The organism is Pseudomonas sp. FBF18 (assembly GCF_024261405.1).
GTDB lineage: Bacteria > Pseudomonadota > Gammaproteobacteria > Pseudomonadales > Pseudomonadaceae > Aquipseudomonas > Aquipseudomonas palmensis.
The window spans coordinates 4,717-23,315 of record NZ_QKRS01000025.1; the positions used below are offsets into that span (position 1 = coordinate 4,717).

Consider the following 18,599-nt stretch of genomic DNA (forward strand, 5'->3'; position numbering starts at 1 on the left):
GGGCGCCAGCAGGATCAGCGACATCACCATGCCCAGCGACTGCGCCCAGTCGGGCAGGGCGGTGTAGTGCAGGTGGTGCGGGCCGGCCCAGATGTACAGGGTGATCAGGGCCCAGAAGTGCACGATCGACAGGCGATACGAGTACACCGGGCGCTCGGCCTGCTTGGGCACGAAGTAGTACATCATGCCCAGGAAGCCTGCGGTCAGGAAGAAGCCTACGGCGTTGTGGCCGTACCACCATTGCACCATCGCGTCGGTGGCGCCGCCGTACAGCGAGTACGACTTGGTCAGGCTGACCGGGATTTCCAGGTTGTTGACGATATGCAGGATCGCCACGGTGATGATGAACGCACCGAAGAACCAGTTGCCCACGTAGATGTGCTTGGTGGTGCGCTTCATCAGGGTGCCGAAGAACACCACGGCGTAGGCCACCCAGACGATGGTGATCAGGATGTCGATCGGCCATTCCAGTTCGGCGTATTCCTTGGAGCTGGTATAACCCAGCGGCAGGCTGACGGCCGCGAGCACGATCACCAGTTGCCAGCCCCAGAAGGTAAAGGCGGCAAGGCGTGGCGAGAACAGCACGGTCTGGCAGGTACGCTGTACCGAGTAGTAGGAGGCGGCGAACAGTGCACAGCCCCCGAAGGCGAAGATCACCGCGTTGGTGTGCAAGGGGCGCAGGCGCCCGAAGCTGGTCCACGGGAGGTCGAAGTTGAGTGAAGGCCAGACGAGCTGCGCGGCGAGAAAAACGCCGAGCCCCATCCCGACGATTCCCCACACCACCGTCATAATGGCGAATTGGCGGACCACCTGGTAGTTGTAGGCGGTACTGCTGGTTGTGTTCATGTATGGGTTCCCATCCACGGTTATAGGCAGGCTAAACAGCGAGGCAAGCATGAGTAATGGGCAAGTGGCCGGTATTGACGGGGATCAATGGGCGCAGTGGGTCGAACAACGCGGCTGGTTGTACGATGCCCCGCAAAATCAGGCAGATGCGTCGCCCCTGGGGTGCCTGATCCTGGCCCACGGCGCGGGCGCACCCATGGACAGCGCGTTCATGACCGACATGGCGCAGAGGCTTGCCGCGCAAGGGCTGGCGGTACTGCGCTTCGAGTTTCCCTACATGGCTCAGCGCCGGCTCGATGGTGGCAGAAGGCCGCCAAACCCCCAGGCCCGCCTGCTCGACTGCTGGCGCGAAGTGGTGGCCCAGGTGCGACCATTGGTCGCTGGGCCGCTGGTGATCGGCGGCAAGTCCATGGGCGGGCGCATGGCCAGCCTGGTGGCGGACGAACTGGGGGTGGATGCGCTGGTGTGCCTGGGGTATCCGTTCTATGCCGCAGGCAAGCCCGAGAAGCCGCGGGTGGCGCACCTGGCCGAACTGAAGACGCCAACCCTGATCGTGCAGGGCGAGCGTGATGCGCTGGGCAATCGCGAGACGGTGGAGGGGTATGCACTGTCGTCAGCCATCGAGCTGTGCTGGCTGGTGGCAGGGGATCATGACTTGAAGCCGCTGAAGGCCTCGGGGTTCAGCCATGCGCACCACCTGGGGGCGGCGGCGGACAGCATCGTGGCGTTTTTACGCTGATGGCCGCTTCGCCGGCAAGGCCGGCTCCTGCAACGACCGCAGTCCCCTGCAGGAGCCGGCCTTGCCGGCGAAGCCTTTGAATCAGTCGCGGTATTCGCACAGGTAGGCGGTATCGACCTTCACCTGCAGCTGGAACTTGCTGTCGGCCGGCACATTGAACTGGCTGCCGGCGGTAAAGGTTTCCCAGTTGTCGCTGCCCGGCAGCTTGACGATCAGGGCGCCGGACACCACGTGCATGATCTCGCGCTTGGCCGTACCGAACTCGTACTCGCCCGGGGCCATCACGCCGACAGTGGCCGGGCCTTCGGCGCTGGTGAAGGCGATCGACTTGACCGTGCCATCAAAGTACTCGTTGACCTTAAACATGGGCGACTCCTGAAAGGGGCAAAAAAGGGCTGGCCAGTATGCCCAAGCCTCCCGGTGGCGTCATCCGCTTTCAGGCGCCCTGGGCCGGCAGGCTCAGCGGCAGCAGGCGTGCGGTATTGCGCGCATCTTCCAGAGCGCGGTGCTGCTGCCCGACAAACTGCAGCCCGGCCAGGGCCAGCGCGCCCTTGAGCCCGGGCGGGCGTTTCAGGTGGCGGGCCTTGGCGAAGCGCTGCTTGAGGTTGAGGTGGCAGGTGTCGGCCAGCAGGCTGTGCACCTGGTGCACCTGCCATTCCTGCAGCAGCTGGCGGCGATCGTAGTCGCCCCAGCTGACCCAGCCCTGCAGGTGCGCCTGCTGATGCTGCAGCCAGTGCTCGAACCCGTCCCACACCTTGGCAAAGGAGGCGGCGGCGTCGATGTCCGCCTGGGCGATATGCGTCAGCTCACGGCAAAAGGGCGTCAGCAGCGGGCGCCGCCGGGGTTTGACGAAGCGCTGGAAGTGGTCCACCTCGCGGCCTTCGCGGTTGACCAGGCTGGCGCCGATCTCGATGATTTCCATGTCTTCGATCGGCCAGCCACCCTCGTCGGTGGTAGCTTCCAGGTCGATCACCAACCAGTGGCCCATGGCAGGCTCCTTGACAGATACTCGCCTGAGCGTAGCCAATCTGTGGCCTGTGCGGTATCCCGTGGCCATTTGCCTGATGGTTCTGCCAGTTGTGCAAGCGTAGGAAAACGCCTAGTTTAGGCGCGAACCCGTAAAGAGTGTGTTGCCTTGAGTTCAGCGTCACTGCCACAGGTCGTGCTCTCCCTGTCGATGCTCGCGGTGGCGTGGCTGACCACACCGGCGTGTGCCCAGGAGCAGATCAGGATCGGCGCAGCGCACTTTCCCCCGTACACCGTCAATCCCGAACGCGATACCGGCAGCGGCCTGCTGGCGCAGTTGATCCAGGCCTTGAACGCGCTTCAGGACAACTACCATTTCACGCTGGTGCCCACCTCCATACCGCGACGCTTTCGCGACTTCAACGAGGGTCGCATCGACATGGCGATCTTCGAAAACCCTGACTGGGGCTGGAAAGGCATCGACTTCGTCAAGGTCGATCTCGGCCTCGAAGATGCCGAAGTCTTCGTCACGCACAATATCGAAGGCCGCGGCCAGGGCTACTTCGACAGCCTGCAGGGCAAGCGCCTGGCGTTGTACAGCGGCTATCACTACGCCTTCGCCGGTTTCAATGCCGACGCCAGGTACCTGCAGCAAACATTCGGCGCCACCCTGACCTATTCCCACGACAGCAACCTGATGATGGTGCAGCGCGACCGCGCCGACGTGGCCTTGGTGACCCGTTCGTACCTGTACGACTTTCTGGCGCGCCACGAGGATTACCGAGGCCAGTTCCTGGCCTCCGAGCGTACCGACCAGACCTATCACCATTACGCACTGTTGCGTCCTCAGGCACCGATCAGTGGCGAGGCCTTTGCCCGTCTGTTGCAGCAACTGCACGAGAACGGTCAGTTGCAGGACATCTTCGGGCCTTACCAGATCGGTGTCAGCGCGGCCCATTCGCCCTAAATTCGCCTACGGTTTTCACGTCAACAGCAGTGAGATTGTCTCTTCCACTTCGTGAGCCCAAGACCATGCCTTCCGATACCGCAACCTGCGCGTTGTCCCTGCCGCGCTGGCGCAGCCTCAGCGCCGATGAAACCGACTGCCACCTGAGCCTGGTGCTCGAAGACACGCCATTGGTGCGCCTGCGTCTGGAGCGCGGTGATGACCTCAACGTGCACCTGCAATACACCTGCCCCGAGCGCCCACAGCAGGCGTTGTGGGCCGCGTGCTACTGGCTGTTTTCCCGCGATCCGGGGTGTCAGCGCCTGTGCTGGCATCTGGCGCAGGTGCCCGAGGCGGCACTGGCCAGCGGCCTGCTGGTGGCCGACGAACAGGCGGGGCGCTACCGCTGCGAGCGCACGCTGTTCTGGCAGTTGCCGCAACCGTGGCTGGGCGAATCGCTGTCGGGCGTGTACCCGCAGCAGATGCAGATCAGTGCCGGCAAGCGTCATCCGCGCCGTGCGCCCAAGCCGCGGGGGGAAGTGTATCGGCGCTTCGATGCGCGGCTGGGGGCCTGGATCTCGTTGCGGACCCTGGAAATCGACCACGACCTGGAGCGCTTCAACCGTTGGCAGAACAACCCGCGGGTGCTGAGCTTCTGGCAGGAGGGCGGCAGCCTCGAACAGCACCGCGACTACCTGAGCAAGCTTGAGGCCGACCCGCACACACTGACCCTGATCGGCTGCTTCGACGACCAGCCGTTTGCCTACTTCGAAGCCTACTGGGCCAAGGAGGACCGGATTGCACCGTTCTATGCGGCCGACGACTACGACCGTGGCATTCACATGCTGGTAGGGGAGCAGACGCACCGCGGGCCGCACAAGGTGGCCAGCTGGCTGTCGGCGCTGGTGCACTACCTGTTCCTGGACGACCCGCGTACCCAGCGCGTGGTGGCCGAGCCTCGGGCCGACAATGCCAAGATGATCGGCTACATGCATGACCAGTGCTTTCACTGCGAGAAGGAATTCGACTTCCCGCACAAGCGTGCGGCGCTGATGATCCTGGGGCGCGAGCGCTTCTTCGAGCGCTGCAGGCTGGTATAGGCCGGCACCCGATCCTGTAGGCGCCGGCGTTGCCGGCGAACCAGCACAAGGCGCTCGTGCTGCCGGACACCCGGCATCTGGCCTGGAGGGTCGCCGGCAACGCCGGCTCCTACAGGGCAGCAGCGGCGCAGGGTGGCCCCTTCAGGCCACCTCACCCCGCGCCAGCGACACCTTGCGGCAATGCACCAGCGCATCGCGAATCATGAAGTTCACCAGGGTCGGCGACACGCCCAGCTCCTTGGCGATGTCCTTCTGCGGCACGCCATGCAGGCGGTACATCTCGAACGCATAGCGGGTGCGCTGCGGCAGCTCGCTCAGCGCATCGGCAATGTGCTCAAGCGTCGCGAAATTGATGTGCGTGGCTTCGGGCGAGGCACCATGGATGACCACATTCAGACCTTCCTCTTCGCTGCCGGAATACTTCAGCTCCATCGCCTGCTTGCGGTAATGGTCGATGGCCAGGTTGCGCACGATCTGGAACAGGTAGCTCAACTGCGCCTTGAACGACGAGGTGATCTGCGGGGCTGCACTGAGCCGGAAGAAAGCGTCCTGCACGACATCCTCGGCGCGTGAGCGACACCCGGTGATCCGGGCGGCAATTTTCACCAGAATGCTGCGATTGTCGACGAACGCTTGGAGTAACGGTGAATCGCACTTACTTGTGGACAGTTGTTCCGCCATGGAAATTTCACCTTGTTCTCGAAGAGGGAAGCGAAGCACTCCGCGAGGAGATGCTTCCTACGACGTGCGACAAGCTATTCTTAATGATAATTATTGTCAAATGCGAAAAGTAATACTTCAAACTGTTTTTTGGTTCTAAGCACCACCCCGTGATCCGCTTCGAAAATCACCTGTCGCCGCGCCACAGTGGCGCCTAATTATTTCACCCGTTCATCCGTTCCCCTGTGTACATCCTCGGCCCCTGAAGGGCGTGTGCCGGTGCCCGAACACCCGGCTCCCTGCGCCCCGCGATGCCGATTTTCACGTACAGACACTGGCAGGAACTTTCCATGACGGACGCCTTCGAACTCCCGGTTACGCTGGTCCAGGCCCTCACCCAGCGTGCTGCGCTGACCCCTGAGCGGGTGGCCTTGCGCTTTCTCGCCGAAGACGCCCGCGACCAGGCCGTGCTCAGCTACCGTGACCTGCACCTGCGTGCATGCAGCATCGCCGCCGCATTGCAGGCGCGTGCGGTGCCGGGCGACCGCGCGATCCTGCTGTTCCCCAGTGGCCCGGACTACGTCGCCGCGTTCTTCGGCTGCCTGTATGCCGGGGTGATCGCCGTGCCGGCCTATCCGCCGGAATCCTCGCGCACCCACCACCAGGCCCGCCTGCTGTCGATCATCGAGGACGCCCAGCCGCGCCTGCTGCTGACCGTCGACAACCTGCACAACAGCCTGCTGGCCCTGGATGCACTCAAGGGCGAGGATGCGCCGCAGCTGCTCAGCGTCGATCACCTTGACGCCGGCCTGGGCGAGCAGTGGCAGGCCCCGTCGCTCAAGCCGGACGACATCGCCTTTCTGCAGTACACCTCCGGCTCCACCGCGCTGCCCAAGGGCGTGCAGGTCAGCCACGGCAACCTGGTGGCCAACGAAGTGCTGATCCGCCACGGTTTCGGCATCGACGTGAACCCCGACGACGTGATCGTCAGCTGGCTGCCGCTGTACCACGACATGGGCCTGATCGGCGGCCTGCTGCAACCGATCTTCAGCGGCGTGCCCTGCGTGCTGATGGCCCCGGCCTACTTCCTGGCGCGGCCGCAGCGCTGGCTGCAGGCGATCAGCGATTACCGCGGCACCATCAGCGGCGGGCCGGACTTCGCCTACCGCCTGTGCAACGAGCGCGTCAGCAGTGCGGCGCTGGCCAGCCTCGACCTGAGCTGCTGGCGCGTGGCCTATTCGGGCTCCGAGCCGATCCGCCAGGACAGCCTCGACAGCTTTGCCGACAAATTCGCCGCGTGCGGTTTTGTGCCCTCGAGTTTCTTCGCCAGCTACGGCCTGGCCGAAGCCACCCTGTTCGTCAGTGGCAGCGTGCGCGGCGGCGGTATCCCCGCGCTGGCGCTGGACAGCGCGGCACTGGCGCACAACCGCGCCGAAGCAGGCGAGGGCAGCGTGCAGATGAGCTGCGGCTTCAGCCAGCCGCTGCACGCGGTGCAGGTCGTCGAACCGCACACCCTGGCTGTGCTGGGCGACAACCAGGTGGGCGAGATCTGGGCCGCCGGCCCGAGCATCGCCCACGGTTACTGGCGCAACCCCGAGGCCAGCGCAAAGACCTTCGTCGAGCACGGCGGGCGCACCTGGCTGCGCACCGGCGACCTGGGCTTCATGCGTGACGGCGAACTGTTCGTCACCGGGCGCCTGAAGGACATGCTCATCGTGCGCGGGCACAACCTCTACCCGCAGGACCTGGAAAAGACCCTGGAGCGCGAGGTCGACGTGCTGCGCAAGGGCCGCGTGGCAGTGTTCGCCGTCGACGACCAGGGCGAGGAGGGTATCGGCATCGCGGTGGAGATCAGCCGCAACGTGCAGAAGGTCATCGAGCCGGCGAACCTGATCTGCACCCTGCGCCAGGTCATCGCCGATGCCTGCCAGCAGGCACCGGCGGTGGTGCTGCTGCTCAACCCCGGTGCGTTGCCCAAGACCTCCAGCGGCAAGTTGCAGCGTTCGGCCTGCCGCCTGCGCCTGCACGATGGCAGCCTGGACTGCTACGCCCGCTTCCCGGAGGCCCAGGCGCCTGCCGCACGCCACGCGGCGCCGAGCGGCGACGGGTTGCAGGCGCTGATCGCGCGGCTGTGGTGCGAGCAACTGAACGTGGCCGAGGTGGGCGAAGACGATCACTTCTTCCTGCTCGGCGGCAACTCCATCGCCGCCACCCAGCTCACGGCGCGCCTGCGTGACGAACTGGGGCTGGAACTGAGCCTGAGCCTGCTGTTCGAAGCGCCGACCCTGGCAGGCTTCACTGCCCAGGTGGCCCGCCTGCACATCGACGGCGGGGTGGCCCAGGGCGCCATCGCGCAATTGCCCCGGGAACAGGCGCTGCCGCAATCGCTGGCCCAGGCCCGGCTGTGGCTGCTGTGGCAACTGGAGCCCGGCAGTGCGGCCTACAACATCCCGGGGGGCCTGCGCTTGCGCGGCGAACTGGACGAGGCTGCGCTGCGCAGCAGCTTCCAGGCGCTGGTGGCCCGCCATGAAGCGCTGCGCACGGTGTTTGCCGACCACCACGGGCAACCGGTGCAGCGCGTGCTGGCGAACCTGGCGTTGCAGGTGCACAGCCTGGACCTGGGGCACGAAACCCCGGCCCGCGTTCAGCAGTTGCGCGAAGACGAGGCGCGCCAACCCTTCGACCTGGAGCGCGGGCCGCTGCTGCGGGTCACCCTGGTACGCCAGGACAACGAAACCCATCAGCTGTGGGTGACCCTGCACCACATCATCGCCGACGGCTGGTCGATGAACATTCTGCTGGGCGAATTCGCGCGCCTGTATGCCGCCGCCTGCCAGGGCCAGCAGGCGCGACTGAATGCATTGCCGGTGCATTACGCCGACTATGCCAGCTGGCAGCGCCAGTGGCTGGCCCAGGGGGAAAGTACCCGCCAGCTCGCCTACTGGAAGGCCTTGCTCGGCGATGCGCAGCCGGTGCTCGACCTGCCCACCGATCACCCGCGCTCGGTGCAGCAGCGCAACAGCGCCACGCGCCTGAGCCTGCGTCTTGAGCCGGCGCTGGGCACTGCACTGCGCCAGGTGGCCCAGGCCCACGATGCCAGCCTGTTCATGCTGTTGCTGGCGGCCTGGCAAACCCTTCTGCACCGCTACAGCGGCCAGCGCGACATCCGTGTCGGCGTGCCCAATGCCAACCGCCCGCGCCTGGAAACCCAGGGCCTGGTCGGCTTCTTCATCAACCCCCAGGTGCTGCGTGCCGAGCTTGACCCGCGCCAGCCCTTCAGTGCCTTGCTGGCCCAGGTGCGCCAGCGCACCCTTGAAGCCCAGGCCAACCAGGACCTGCCGTTCGAGCAGTTGGTCGAAGCCTTCCCCGAGGCCCGCGAGCAGGGCCTGTTCCAGGTCATGTTCAACCACCAGCAGCGCGACCTCGGCGCCTTGCGCCGCCTGCCGGGGCTGTTGGCCGACGAACTGGCGTGGCACAGCCGCGAGGCCAAGTTCGACCTGCAACTGCACAGCGAAGAAGACCACCAGGGCCGCATCAGCCTTTCCTTCGACTATGCCGACGAGCTGTTCGACGCTGCCAGCATCGAGCGCCTGGCCGCGCAACTGGTCAGCCTGCTGCAGCAGGTGAGCAGCGCGCCGCAGCTGCCGCTGGCCGAGCTGAACCTGCTCGACGCCCCGGGCCGCGCCCAACTGCTCGACTGGGGCCAGGCCCCGGCAGCGGCCCCCGGCCAGTGGCTGGTGGAGCAACTCAACGAACAGGCGCGCAGCACCCCGCAGCGCACCGCGCTGGTATGGGCCGGCGGCAGCCTGGACTACGCGAGCCTGCACACCCAGGCCAACCGCCTGGCCCATTACCTGCGCGACAAGGGCGTGGGCCCGGACGTGTGCGTGGCGATTGCCGCCGAGCGTTCGCCGCAGCTGCTGGTGGGCCTGCTGGCGATTCTCAAGGCCGGTGGTGCCTACGTGCCGCTGGACGTCGACTACCCGGCCGAGCGCCTGGCCTACATGCTCGCCGACTGCGGCGCAAGCCTGCTGCTCAGCCACAGCGAGGTGCTCGAGCGCCTGCCCCAGGTCGAGGGCGTGAGTACCATCGCCATGGACACCCTGCACCTGGACAACTGGCCCAGCCAGGCGCCGGGCCTGCACCTGCACGGTGACAACCTGGCCTACGTGATCTACACCTCCGGCTCCACCGGCCAGCCCAAGGGCGTGGGCAACACCCATGCGGCCCTGGCCGAGCGCCTGCACTGGATGCAGGCCACCTATGCGCTGGACGACCACGACGTGCTGCTGCAAAAAGCCCCGATCAGCTTCGACGTGTCGGTGTGGGAATGCTTCTGGCCGCTGGCCCAGGGCTGCACGCTGGTGCTGGCCGGCCCCGGCGAGCACCGCGACCCGCAGCGCATCGCCGAACTGGTGCAGCAGCATGGCGTGACCACGCTGCACTTCGTGCCGCCGCTGTTGCAGGTGTTCGTGCAGGAGCCCCTGGCGGCCGCCTGTACCAGCCTGCGCCGGGTGTTCTCCGGCGGCGAGGCGTTGCCGGCGGCGCTGCGCGACCGTGTGCTGCAGGTACTGCCGCACGTGGCACTGCACAACCGCTATGGGCCGACCGAAACCGCGATCAACGTCACCCACTGGCACTGCCGCCGTGAAGACGGCCTGCGCTCGCCCATCGGCCGGCCCCTGGCCAACGTGCAGTGCCAGGTGCTCGATGAGGAGCTGGCGCTTTCGCCTGTGGGGGTGCCCGGTGAGCTGTGCCTGGGCGGTGCGGGCCTGGCCCGTGGCTACCTGGGCCGGCCGGGCCTCACCGCCGAACGCTTCGTGCCCGGCGCCGACGGCCAGCGCCTGTACCGCAGCGGCGACCGTGCGCGTTGGCTGACCGACCTGGGGGCACTGGAATACCTGGGCCGCATCGACCAGCAGGTCAAACTGCGCGGTTTTCGTGTAGAGCCCGAAGAGGTGCAGGCCTGCCTGCTGGCCCAGCCGGGCGTGGAGCAGGCCGTGGTGCTGGTACGCGACACGGCGGCCGGCCCGCAACTGGTCGGCTACTACACCCACGCGCACGACTGCGGCGAAGCATTGCTGAGCGCACTGGCGGCGCAATTGCCGCCCTACATGGTGCCCGCGCAACTGGTGCACCTGGCGCAGATGCCGCTGGGCCCCAGCGGCAAGCTCGACCGCAAGGCGCTGCCCGAGCCGAGCTGGCAGCAGCGCGTGCATGTTGCCCCGGTCACGCCGCTGCAACAGCAGATCGCCGCCATCTGGTGCGATGTGCTGGGCCTGGCGCGGGTCGGCCTGGACGATGACTTCTTCGCCCTCGGCGGGCACTCGCTGCTGGCCACCCAGATCATCGCCCGCACGCGCCAGGCCTGCGACGTCGAACTGCCACTGCGCACCCTGTTCGAAGCCAGCGCGCTGGGCGCCTTCGCCGCGCGCATCGAGGCCCTGCAACTGGCCGGGCAGCACAACCTGCAAGGCGAAATAACGCGCATCGACCGCAGCCAGCCGGTGCCGCTGTCGTACTCGCAGCAGCGCATGTGGTTCCTCTGGCAGATGGAGCCGGACAGCCCGGCCTACAACGTCGGCGGCATGGCACGCCTGCGCGGGGTGCTGGACGTCAGCCGCTTCGAACAGGCCCTGCAGGCGCTGATCGTGCGCCACGAGACCTTGCGCACCACCTTCCCGAGCATCGATGGCGTACCGTACCAGGCCGTTTCGCCCGACACCGGGCTGGTGATGAACTGGCTGGATTTTTCGGCCCACGACCAGGTGCAGCGCCAGCAGCGCCTGCAGGCTCTGGCCGACGAGCAGGCGCACCAGCCGTTCGACCTGGAGACCGGGCCGCTGCTGCGTGCCTGCCTGGTCAAGGCCGGCGAGCAGGAGCACTACTTCGTGCTCACCCTGCACCACATCGTCACCGAAGGCTGGGCCATGGACATCTTTGCCCGCGAGCTGGGCGAGCTGTACGAAGCGTTTCTCGACGACCGCGATTCGCCGCTCGAACCGCTGCCGGTGCAGTACCTGGACTACAGCGTGTGGCAGCGCCAGTGGCTGGAGGCCGGCGAGCGCCAGCGCCAGCTGGACTACTGGCGCGCACAGCTGGGCGATGAACACCCGGTGCTGGAATTGCCCGCCGATCGTCCGCGCCCGGCGGTGCAGAGCCACCGCGGCGAGCTGTACCGCTTCGACCTGAGCGATGAGCTGGCCGCCAGGGTGCGCGCCTTCAATGCCGAGCATGGCCTGACCCTGTTCATGACCATGACCGCCACCCTGGCGCTGCTGCTGTACCGCTACAGCGGGCAGACCGACCTGCGCATCGGCGCACCGGTGGCCAACCGCATCCGCCCGGAAAGCGAGGGGCTGATCGGCGCCTTCCTCAACACCCAGGTGCTGCGTTGCCAGCTGGACGGGCAGATGCGCGTGGCCGACCTGATCGAGCAGGTGCGCCAGACCGTGATCGACGGCCAGTCGCACCAGGACCTGCCGTTCGATCACCTGGTCGAAGCCTTGCAGCCACCGCGCAGCGCCGCCTACAACCCGCTGTTCCAGGTGATGTGCAACGTGCAGCGCTGGGAATTCCAGCAGAGCCGCCAACTGGCCGGCATGCAGGTGGAGTACCTGGTCAACGATGCCCGGGCGACCAAGTTCGACCTCAACCTGGAAGTCACCGACCTCGACCGTCGCCTGGGCTGCTGCCTGACCTACAGTTGCGACCTGTTCGACGCGCCCCGCATCGCGCGCATGGCGGCGCACTGGCAGCGGTTGCTCGACGCCTTGCTGGCCGACCCGCAGCAACGCCTGTGCGAACTGCCGCTGCTGGGCCAGGGCGAGCGCCAGGCCCTGTTCGACAACCTGGCCGGCGACCCCGCAGCGCCGGGCCTGAACCGCACCGTGCATGACCTGTTCAGTGCACAGGCCCAGCGCACCCCGGATGCACTGGCACTGACCTTTGCCGGCGAACACCTGAGCTACGCCCAGCTCGATGCCCGGGCCAACCGCCTGGCGCGGGTGCTGCGCGAACGTGGCGTGGGCCCGCAGGTGCGGGTGGGCCTGGCGCTGGAGCGTTCGGCGCAGTTGGTGATCGGCCTGCTGGCGATTCTCAAGGCCGGCGGTGCCTACGTGCCGCTGGACCCGGAATACCCCCTCGAACGCCTGCAGTACATGATCCAGGACAGCGGCATCGGCCTGCTGCTGGGCCAGCGCGCGCTGTTCGACAGGCTGGGCGAGCTGCCGCCCGGCATGGCCCGCTGGTGCCTGGACGACGACGCGGCGGCGCTGCACGGCTACAGCGCCGAGGCCTTGCCGTCACTCAGCCTGCCGGGCCATCAGGCCTACCTGATCTACACCTCCGGCTCCACCGGCAAGCCCAAGGGCGTGGTGGTCAGCCATGGCGAGATCGCCATGCACTGCCTGGCGGTGATCGAGGCGTTCGGCATGCGCAGCGACGACTGCGAGCTGCACTTCTATTCGATCAACTTCGACGCGGCCACCGAGCGCCTGCTGGTGCCATTGCTCAGCGGCGCACGGGTGGTGCTGCGCGCCCAGGGGCAGTGGGGCGCCGAGGAAATCTGCACGCTGATCCGCCAGCAGCAGGTCAGCGTGCTGGGCTTCACGCCGAGCTACGGCAGCCAGCTGGCGCAATGGCTGGCCAGCCGCGACGAACAGCTGCCGGTGCGCCTGTGCATCACCGGCGGCGAAGCCCTGACCGGCGAGCACCTGCAACGCATTCGCGAGGCGTTCAAGCCGGCGCAGTTCTTCAATGCCTACGGCCCCACCGAAACCGTGGTGATGCCGCTGGCCTGCCTGGCACCACCGGCCCTTGAAGCGGGCGTCGGCAGCGTGCCGATCGGCCGGGTGATCGGCGCCCGCGTGGCGTACATCCTCGATGCCGACCTGGCGCTGCTGCCGCAGGGCGCCATTGGCGAGTTGTACATCGGTGGCGCAGGCCTGGGCCAGGGCTACCATGATCGACCTGGGCTGAGCGCCGAACGCTTCGTCGCCGACCCGTTCAGCCAGCGGGGCGGGCGCCTGTACCGCACCGGCGACCTGGTGCGCCAGCGCGCCGACGGGCTGCTGGAGTACATGGGGCGTATCGACCATCAGGTGAAGATCCGCGGCTTCCGTATCGAACTGGGTGAGATCGAAAGCCGCCTGCTGGAACATGCCGACGTGCGCGAGGCCGTGGTGCTGGCGCTGGACATGCCCGGCGGCAAGCAACTGGCTGCCTACCTGGTGTGCGAGCAGGCACAGGCCGGCGCCGAACAGCAGGCGGCGCTGCGCGACAGCCTCAAGGCACAACTGCGGGTGAACCTGCCCGACTACATGGTGCCCGCCCACCTGGTGCTGCTGGATCAGATGCCGCTGACCGGCAACGGCAAGCTCGACCGTCACGCGTTGCCGCTGCCGGACAGGGAGCAGGGCCGCGAGCACTACGAGGCGCCACGCAGCGAGGTGGAGCAGCAACTGGCCGCGATCTGGCGCGATGTGCTCAACGTCGAGCGCGTGGGCCTGCAGGACAACTTCTTCGAACTGGGCGGCGACTCGATCCTGTCGATCCAGGTGGTCAGCCGCGCCCGCCAGCTGGGCCTGCACTTCAGCGCCCGCGACCTGTTCCAGCAGCAGACCGTGCAGACCCTGGCCACGGTGGTCAGCCGCAGCCAGGTCACGCTGATCGAACAGGGCCCGCTCAGCGGCGCTGCAGCGCTCACGCCGATTCAGCACTGGTTCTTCGACAGCGACGTGGTGCAACCGCAGCACTGGAACCAGGCCGTGCTGCTGCAACCGGCCGAGCGTCTTGCCGGCAAGGCGCTGGAGCAGGCCTTGCACGCGCTGGTGGCGCATCACGATGCGCTGCGCCTGCGCTTCAGTGAAGGCCACGCCAGCTATGCCCATACCGACGCGCGCGAGTTGCTGTGGCAGGCCTCGGTGGCCGATCTGCAGGATTGCCAGGCCCTGTACAGCGATGTGCAGCGCAGCCTCGACCTCGCCGACGGCCCACTGCTGCGTGCGCTGCTGGTGGAGGACGGGCAGGGCGCCCAGCGCCTGCTGCTGGCGATCCATCACCTGGTGGTGGATGGCGTGTCGTGGCGCGTGCTGCTCGAAGACCTGCAGGCGCTGTACCGTGGCCAGCCGCTGGCAGCCAAGACCAGCGCGATGAGCCACTGGGCCGCACGCCTGGCCACCTATGCCGGCAGCGACTCGCTGCGTGACGAGCAGCACTGGTGGCAGGCGCAGCTCAGTGCCGCCACCCGCGAGCTGCCGTGCGACCACCCCCAGGGTGCCAACCTGCACCGCCAGGCGCACACCGTCAGCGTGCAACTGAGCCAGGGGCAGACGCGCCAGTTGCTGCAGCAGGCCCCCGCGGCCTACCGCACCCAGGTCAACGACCTGTTGCTGACCTCGCTGGCCCGGGTGCTGTGCCGCTGGAGCGGCGATACCTCGGTGCTGGTGCAGCTCGAAGGGCATGGCCGCGAGACCCTGTTCGACGAGATCGACCTGAGCCGCAGCGTCGGCTGGTTCACCAGCGCCTACCCGCTGCGCCTGAGCCCGCTGAACATCGAGGAGGCCGCCGGGCAGGCGGCCTCGATCAAGGCGATCAAGGAGCAACTGCGCAGCGTGCCGCACAAGGGCCTGGGGTATGGGGTACTGCGCTACCTGGCCGATGACGCCACCCGCGAAGCCATGGCCGCGCTGCCCCAGGCGCGCATCACCTTCAACTACCTGGGCCAGTTCGACCAGCAGTTCGGCAGTGCGGCGCTGTATCAGCCGGTGGACGAACCCGCGGGCCTGGCCCACGACCTCGACGCACCGCTGCCCAACTGGCTGAGCGTCGACGGCCAGGTGTACGGCGGCCAGTTGCAGCTGCGCTGGACCTTCAGCCGCGAGCGCTTCGACACCCAGACCATCGAAGAGCTGGCCCGCGCCTACCTCGGCGAGCTGGCGAGCCTGATCGTCCATTGCCTGGATGACGCCAACGGCAGCTTCACGCCGTCGGACTTCCCGCTGGCGCGCCTGACCCAGGCACAGATCGACAGCCTGCCGGTGCCCGCCGCGCAGATCGAGGACGTGTACCCGCTGACCCCGATGCAGGAGGGCATGCTGCTGCACACCCTGCTCGAACCGGGCACCGGCATCTACTACATGCAGGACCGCTACCGCATCAACAGCGAGATCGACCCGCAGCGCTTCGCCCAGGCCTGGCAGGCGGTGGTGGCGCGGCACGAAGCCCTGCGCGCCTCGTTCTGCTGGAATGCCGGCGAAGGCATGCTGCAGATCATCCACAAGCCCGGCACCACGCCCATCGACTATCAGGACTGGAGCGCCGACCCGCAGGCCGATCACGAAGCACGCCTGCAGGCCCTGCACAAGCAGGAGCGCGAGGCCGGTTTCGAGCTGTTGCAGCAGGCGCCGTTCCACCTGCGCCTGATCCGCGTGGGCCAGGCGCAGTACTGGTTCATGATGAGCAACCACCACATCCTCATCGATGCCTGGTGCCGCTCGCTGCTGATGAACGACTTCTTCGAGATCTACCTGGCCCTGGGCGAGGGCCGTGAGGCGCAGCTGGCGACGCCGCCGCGCTACCGCGACTACATCGGCTGGCTGCAGCACCAGAGCCTGGACGAGGCGCGCCAGTGGTGGCGGCAGAACCTGCAGGGCTTCGAGCGCACCACCTACCTTCCAAGCGACCGCCCGCTGCTGCGCGAGCACGCGGGCGATCACGGCGGCATGCAGGTGGGCGACTGCTACACGCGCCTGGCGGTGGAGGACGGGGTACGCCTGCGCGAGCTGGCCCAGGCCCATCAGCTGACCGTCAACACCTTCGCCCAGGCGGCCTGGGCGCTGGTGCTCAGCCGCTTCAGCGGCGAGCGTGACGTGGTGTTCGGCGTGACCGTGGCCGGGCGCCCGGTCAGCCTGCCGCAGATGCAGCACACCGTGGGCCTGTTCATCAACAGCATCGCACTGCGTGTCACCCTGCCGGCCCCCGGCGAGCGGTGTTCGGTGCGCCAGTGGCTGCAGGGCCTGCTGGAACGCAACATGGAGGTGCGCGAGTACGAGTACCTGCCGCTGGTCAACATCCAGGAATGCAGCGAACTGCCCAAGGGCCAGCCGCTGTTCGACAGCCTGTTCGTGTTCGAGAACGCCCCGGTCGAGGTGGCGGTGCTGGACCGCGCCCAGAGCCTGAATGCCACCTCCGACTCGGGCCGCACCCACACCAACTTCCCCCTCACGGCGGTGTGCTACCCCGGCGACGATCTGGGCCTGCACCTGTCGTTCGACCAGCGCTACTTCGACCGCGCCACCGTCGAACGCCTGCTGGGCGAATTCAAGCGCCTGCTGCTGGCGCTGATGGAGGGCTTGCACGGCGATGTGGCGCAGCTGGCACTGCTGGGCGAGCAGGAACAGCGCTTCCTGCTGCAGGACTGCAACCGCAGCGAGCATGCCTATCCGCTGCAGCAGAGCTACGCGGCGTTGTTCGAGGCGAGGGTGGCGGCGCATCCCGATCGGGTGGTCGCACGCTGCCTCGAACAGCAGTGCAGCTACGCCGAGCTGAACTGCCAGGCCAACCGCCTCGGGCATGCCCTGGTGGCGGCCGGGGTGCAGGTCGACCAGCCGGTGGCACTGCTGGCCGAGCGCGGGCTGGCGCTGCTGGGCATGATCGTCGGCAGCTTCAAGGCCGGCGCCGGCTACCTGCCGCTGGACCCGGGCCTGCCCGGCGCGCGTCTGCAACGCATCGTCGAGCTCAGCCGCACCCCGGTGATCGTCTGCACCCGGGCCTGCCTGGCCCAGGCACAGGCCCTGCTCGACGAACTGGGGTGTGCCGGGCGGCCGCGCCTGCTGGTGTGGGAGGACATTCAGGCCGGCGACGGCAGCGAAGCCAACCCGGGCATCTACAGCGCGCCGGAGAACCTCGCCTACGTGATCTACACCTCCGGCTCCACCGGCCTGCCCAAGGGCGTGATGGTCGAGCAGCGCGGCATGCTCAACAACCAGCTGAGCAAGGTGCCGTACCTGCAACTGGGCGAGGCGGACGTGATCGCGCAGACCGCCTCGCAGAGCTTCGATATCTCGGTGTGGCAGTTCCTTGCCGCGCCGCTGTTCGGCGCGCAGGTGGCGATCGTGCCCAATGCCATCGCGCACGATCCGCAAGGGTTGCTGGAGCATGTGCAGGCCGCCGGCATCACGGTGCTCGAAAGCGTGCCGTCGCTGATCCAGGGCATGCTGGGCAACGAGCGCCAGCACCTGAGCGGCCTGCGCTGGATGCTGCCCACCGGCGAGGCGATGCCGCCGGAGCTGGCCTGGCAGTGGCTGGAGCGCTACCCGCAGGTCGGCCTGGTGAATGCCTACGGCCCGGCCGAGTGCTCCGATGACGTGGCGTTCTTCCGCGTCGATGCGGCCTCCACCCAGGGCAGCTACCTGCCGATCGGCACGCCGACCGACAACAACCGCCTGTACCTGTTCGGTGAAGATCACGAGCTGGTGCCGCTGGGCGCGGTGGGCGAGCTGTGCGTGGCCGGCACCGGGGTAGGGCGCGGCTACGTGGGCGACCCGCTGCGCACGGCCCAGGCGTTCATCCCGCACCCGTTCGGCGCCCCGGGCGAGCGCCTGTACCGCACCGGCGACCTGGCACGCCGGCGTGCCGACGGGGTGCTGGAGTACGTGGGGCGCATCGATCACCAGGTGAAGATTCGCGGCTACCGCATCGAACTGGGCGAAATCGAGGCACGCCTGCATGAACAGGTCCAGGTGCGTGACGCGGCGGTGGGCGTGCAGGAGGGTGCCAACGGCAAGCACCTGGTCGGCTACCTGGTGGCGGCCGACAGCCGTGCCGACACGGCGCCATTGCTGGAACAGGTTCGCCAGCGCCTGCGCGCCGAACTGCCGGAGTACATGGTGCCGCTGCACTGGGCGTGGCTGGCCGAGTTGCCGCGCAACGCCAACGGCAAGCTCGACCGCAAGGCGCTGCCGGCCATCGAGTTCGGCCAGCAGCACAGCCAGGCCTACCTGGCGCCGCGCAGCGAACTGGAGCAGCAACTGGCTGACATCTGGGCCGATGTGCTCAAGGTCGAGCGGGTGGGGGTGCGCGACAACTTCTTCGAGTTGGGCGGGCATTCGCTGCTGGCCACCCAGATTGCTTCGCGGGTGCAGAAGGTGCTGCAACTGAACGTGCCGCTGCGGGCCATGTTCGAATGCAGCAGCGTGGAGGAACTGGCGATCTATGTGGAGGGCCTCGAGGCCACGGTGCTGAGCGACGACAAGGTCGACCGGCTGAGTGACCTGATGGCTTCGCTGGAGGCGTTGTAGGCAGCCGAGCGGGGCATTTTGGTTTAGCATCCATGCTTCGC

General features: G+C 67.4%; 8 protein-coding genes. 4 read left to right on the forward strand and 4 right to left on the reverse strand.

Features of this window, described 5'->3' with window-relative positions; translation table 11 throughout:
- On the reverse strand, positions 1–846 hold an 846-nt coding region (locus tag DN387_RS24985; RefSeq protein WP_254506387.1), incomplete at its 3' end, for a cbb3-type cytochrome c oxidase subunit I.
- A 49-nt stretch (positions 847–895) separates the two neighbouring features.
- On the opposite strand from DN387_RS24985, the gene DN387_RS24990 reads away from it, so the two are divergent.
- Positions 896–1,585 carry an alpha/beta family hydrolase gene (locus DN387_RS24990; RefSeq protein ID WP_043862391.1) on the forward strand — a complete coding sequence of 230 codons (690 nt, stop codon included), beginning with the start codon at positions 896–898 and terminating at the stop codon, positions 1,583–1,585.
- An 81-nt stretch (positions 1,586–1,666) separates the two neighbouring features.
- On the opposite strand, the gene DN387_RS24995 is transcribed toward DN387_RS24990, so the two are convergent.
- On the reverse strand, positions 1,667–1,951 hold the full coding sequence (locus DN387_RS24995) for a pyrimidine/purine nucleoside phosphorylase (protein WP_043862392.1): 285 nt from the start codon (positions 1,949–1,951) through the stop codon (positions 1,667–1,669).
- Between the two features lie 70 nt (positions 1,952–2,021).
- A complete protein-coding gene (locus DN387_RS25000) occupies positions 2,022–2,573 on the reverse strand; it encodes an exonuclease domain-containing protein (RefSeq protein ID WP_043862393.1) in 552 nt (183 codons plus the stop codon).
- 189 nt (positions 2,574–2,762) lie between these two features.
- Here DN387_RS25000 and DN387_RS25005 point away from each other — a divergent pair, with 189 nt between their 5' ends.
- Together DN387_RS25005 and DN387_RS25010 are read left to right on the forward strand one after the other, a co-directional pair.
- A complete protein-coding gene (locus DN387_RS25005) occupies positions 2,763–3,518 on the forward strand; it encodes an ABC transporter substrate-binding protein (RefSeq protein WP_054915576.1) in 756 nt (251 codons plus the stop codon).
- A 65-nt stretch (positions 3,519–3,583) separates the two neighbouring features.
- Positions 3,584–4,597: a GNAT family N-acetyltransferase gene (locus tag DN387_RS25010; RefSeq protein ID WP_054915575.1), complete on the forward strand. Its 1,014-nt coding sequence runs from the start codon at positions 3,584–3,586 to the stop codon at positions 4,595–4,597.
- A gap of 141 nt (positions 4,598–4,738) precedes the next feature.
- Here the strand turns inward: DN387_RS25010 and DN387_RS25015 are convergent, their stop codons facing one another.
- Positions 4,739–5,278: an RNA polymerase factor sigma-70 gene (locus DN387_RS25015; RefSeq protein WP_043862395.1), complete on the reverse strand. Its 540-nt coding sequence runs from the start codon at positions 5,276–5,278 to the stop codon at positions 4,739–4,741.
- A 329-nt stretch (positions 5,279–5,607) separates the two neighbouring features.
- On the opposite strand from DN387_RS25015, the gene DN387_RS25020 reads away from it, so the two are divergent.
- Positions 5,608–18,558 (forward strand): non-ribosomal peptide synthetase, encoded by a 12,951-nt coding sequence (locus tag DN387_RS25020; protein ID WP_054915574.1) that lies wholly within the window; start codon positions 5,608–5,610, stop codon positions 18,556–18,558.
- The last annotated feature ends 41 nt before the right edge of the window (positions 18,559–18,599 follow it).

Bases quoted from the DNA above. Each gene is read 5' to 3' on its own strand.
- DN387_RS24995 (WP_043862392.1), bottom strand. From the start codon at position 1,951: ATGTTTAAGGTCAACGAGTACTTTGATGGCACGGTCAAGTCGATCGCC.
- DN387_RS25015 (WP_043862395.1), bottom strand. From the start codon at position 5,278: ATGGCGGAACAACTGTCCACAAGTAAGTGCGATTCACCGTTACTCCAA.
- DN387_RS24990 (WP_043862391.1), top strand. From the start codon at position 896: ATGAGTAATGGGCAAGTGGCCGGTATTGACGGGGATCAATGGGCGCAG.
- DN387_RS25000 (WP_043862393.1), bottom strand. From the start codon at position 2,573: ATGGGCCACTGGTTGGTGATCGACCTGGAAGCTACCACCGACGAGGGT.
- DN387_RS25020 (WP_054915574.1), top strand. From the start codon at position 5,608: ATGACGGACGCCTTCGAACTCCCGGTTACGCTGGTCCAGGCCCTCACC.
- DN387_RS25005 (WP_054915576.1), top strand. From the start codon at position 2,763: ATGCTCGCGGTGGCGTGGCTGACCACACCGGCGTGTGCCCAGGAGCAG.
- DN387_RS25010 (WP_054915575.1), top strand. From the start codon at position 3,584: ATGCCTTCCGATACCGCAACCTGCGCGTTGTCCCTGCCGCGCTGGCGC.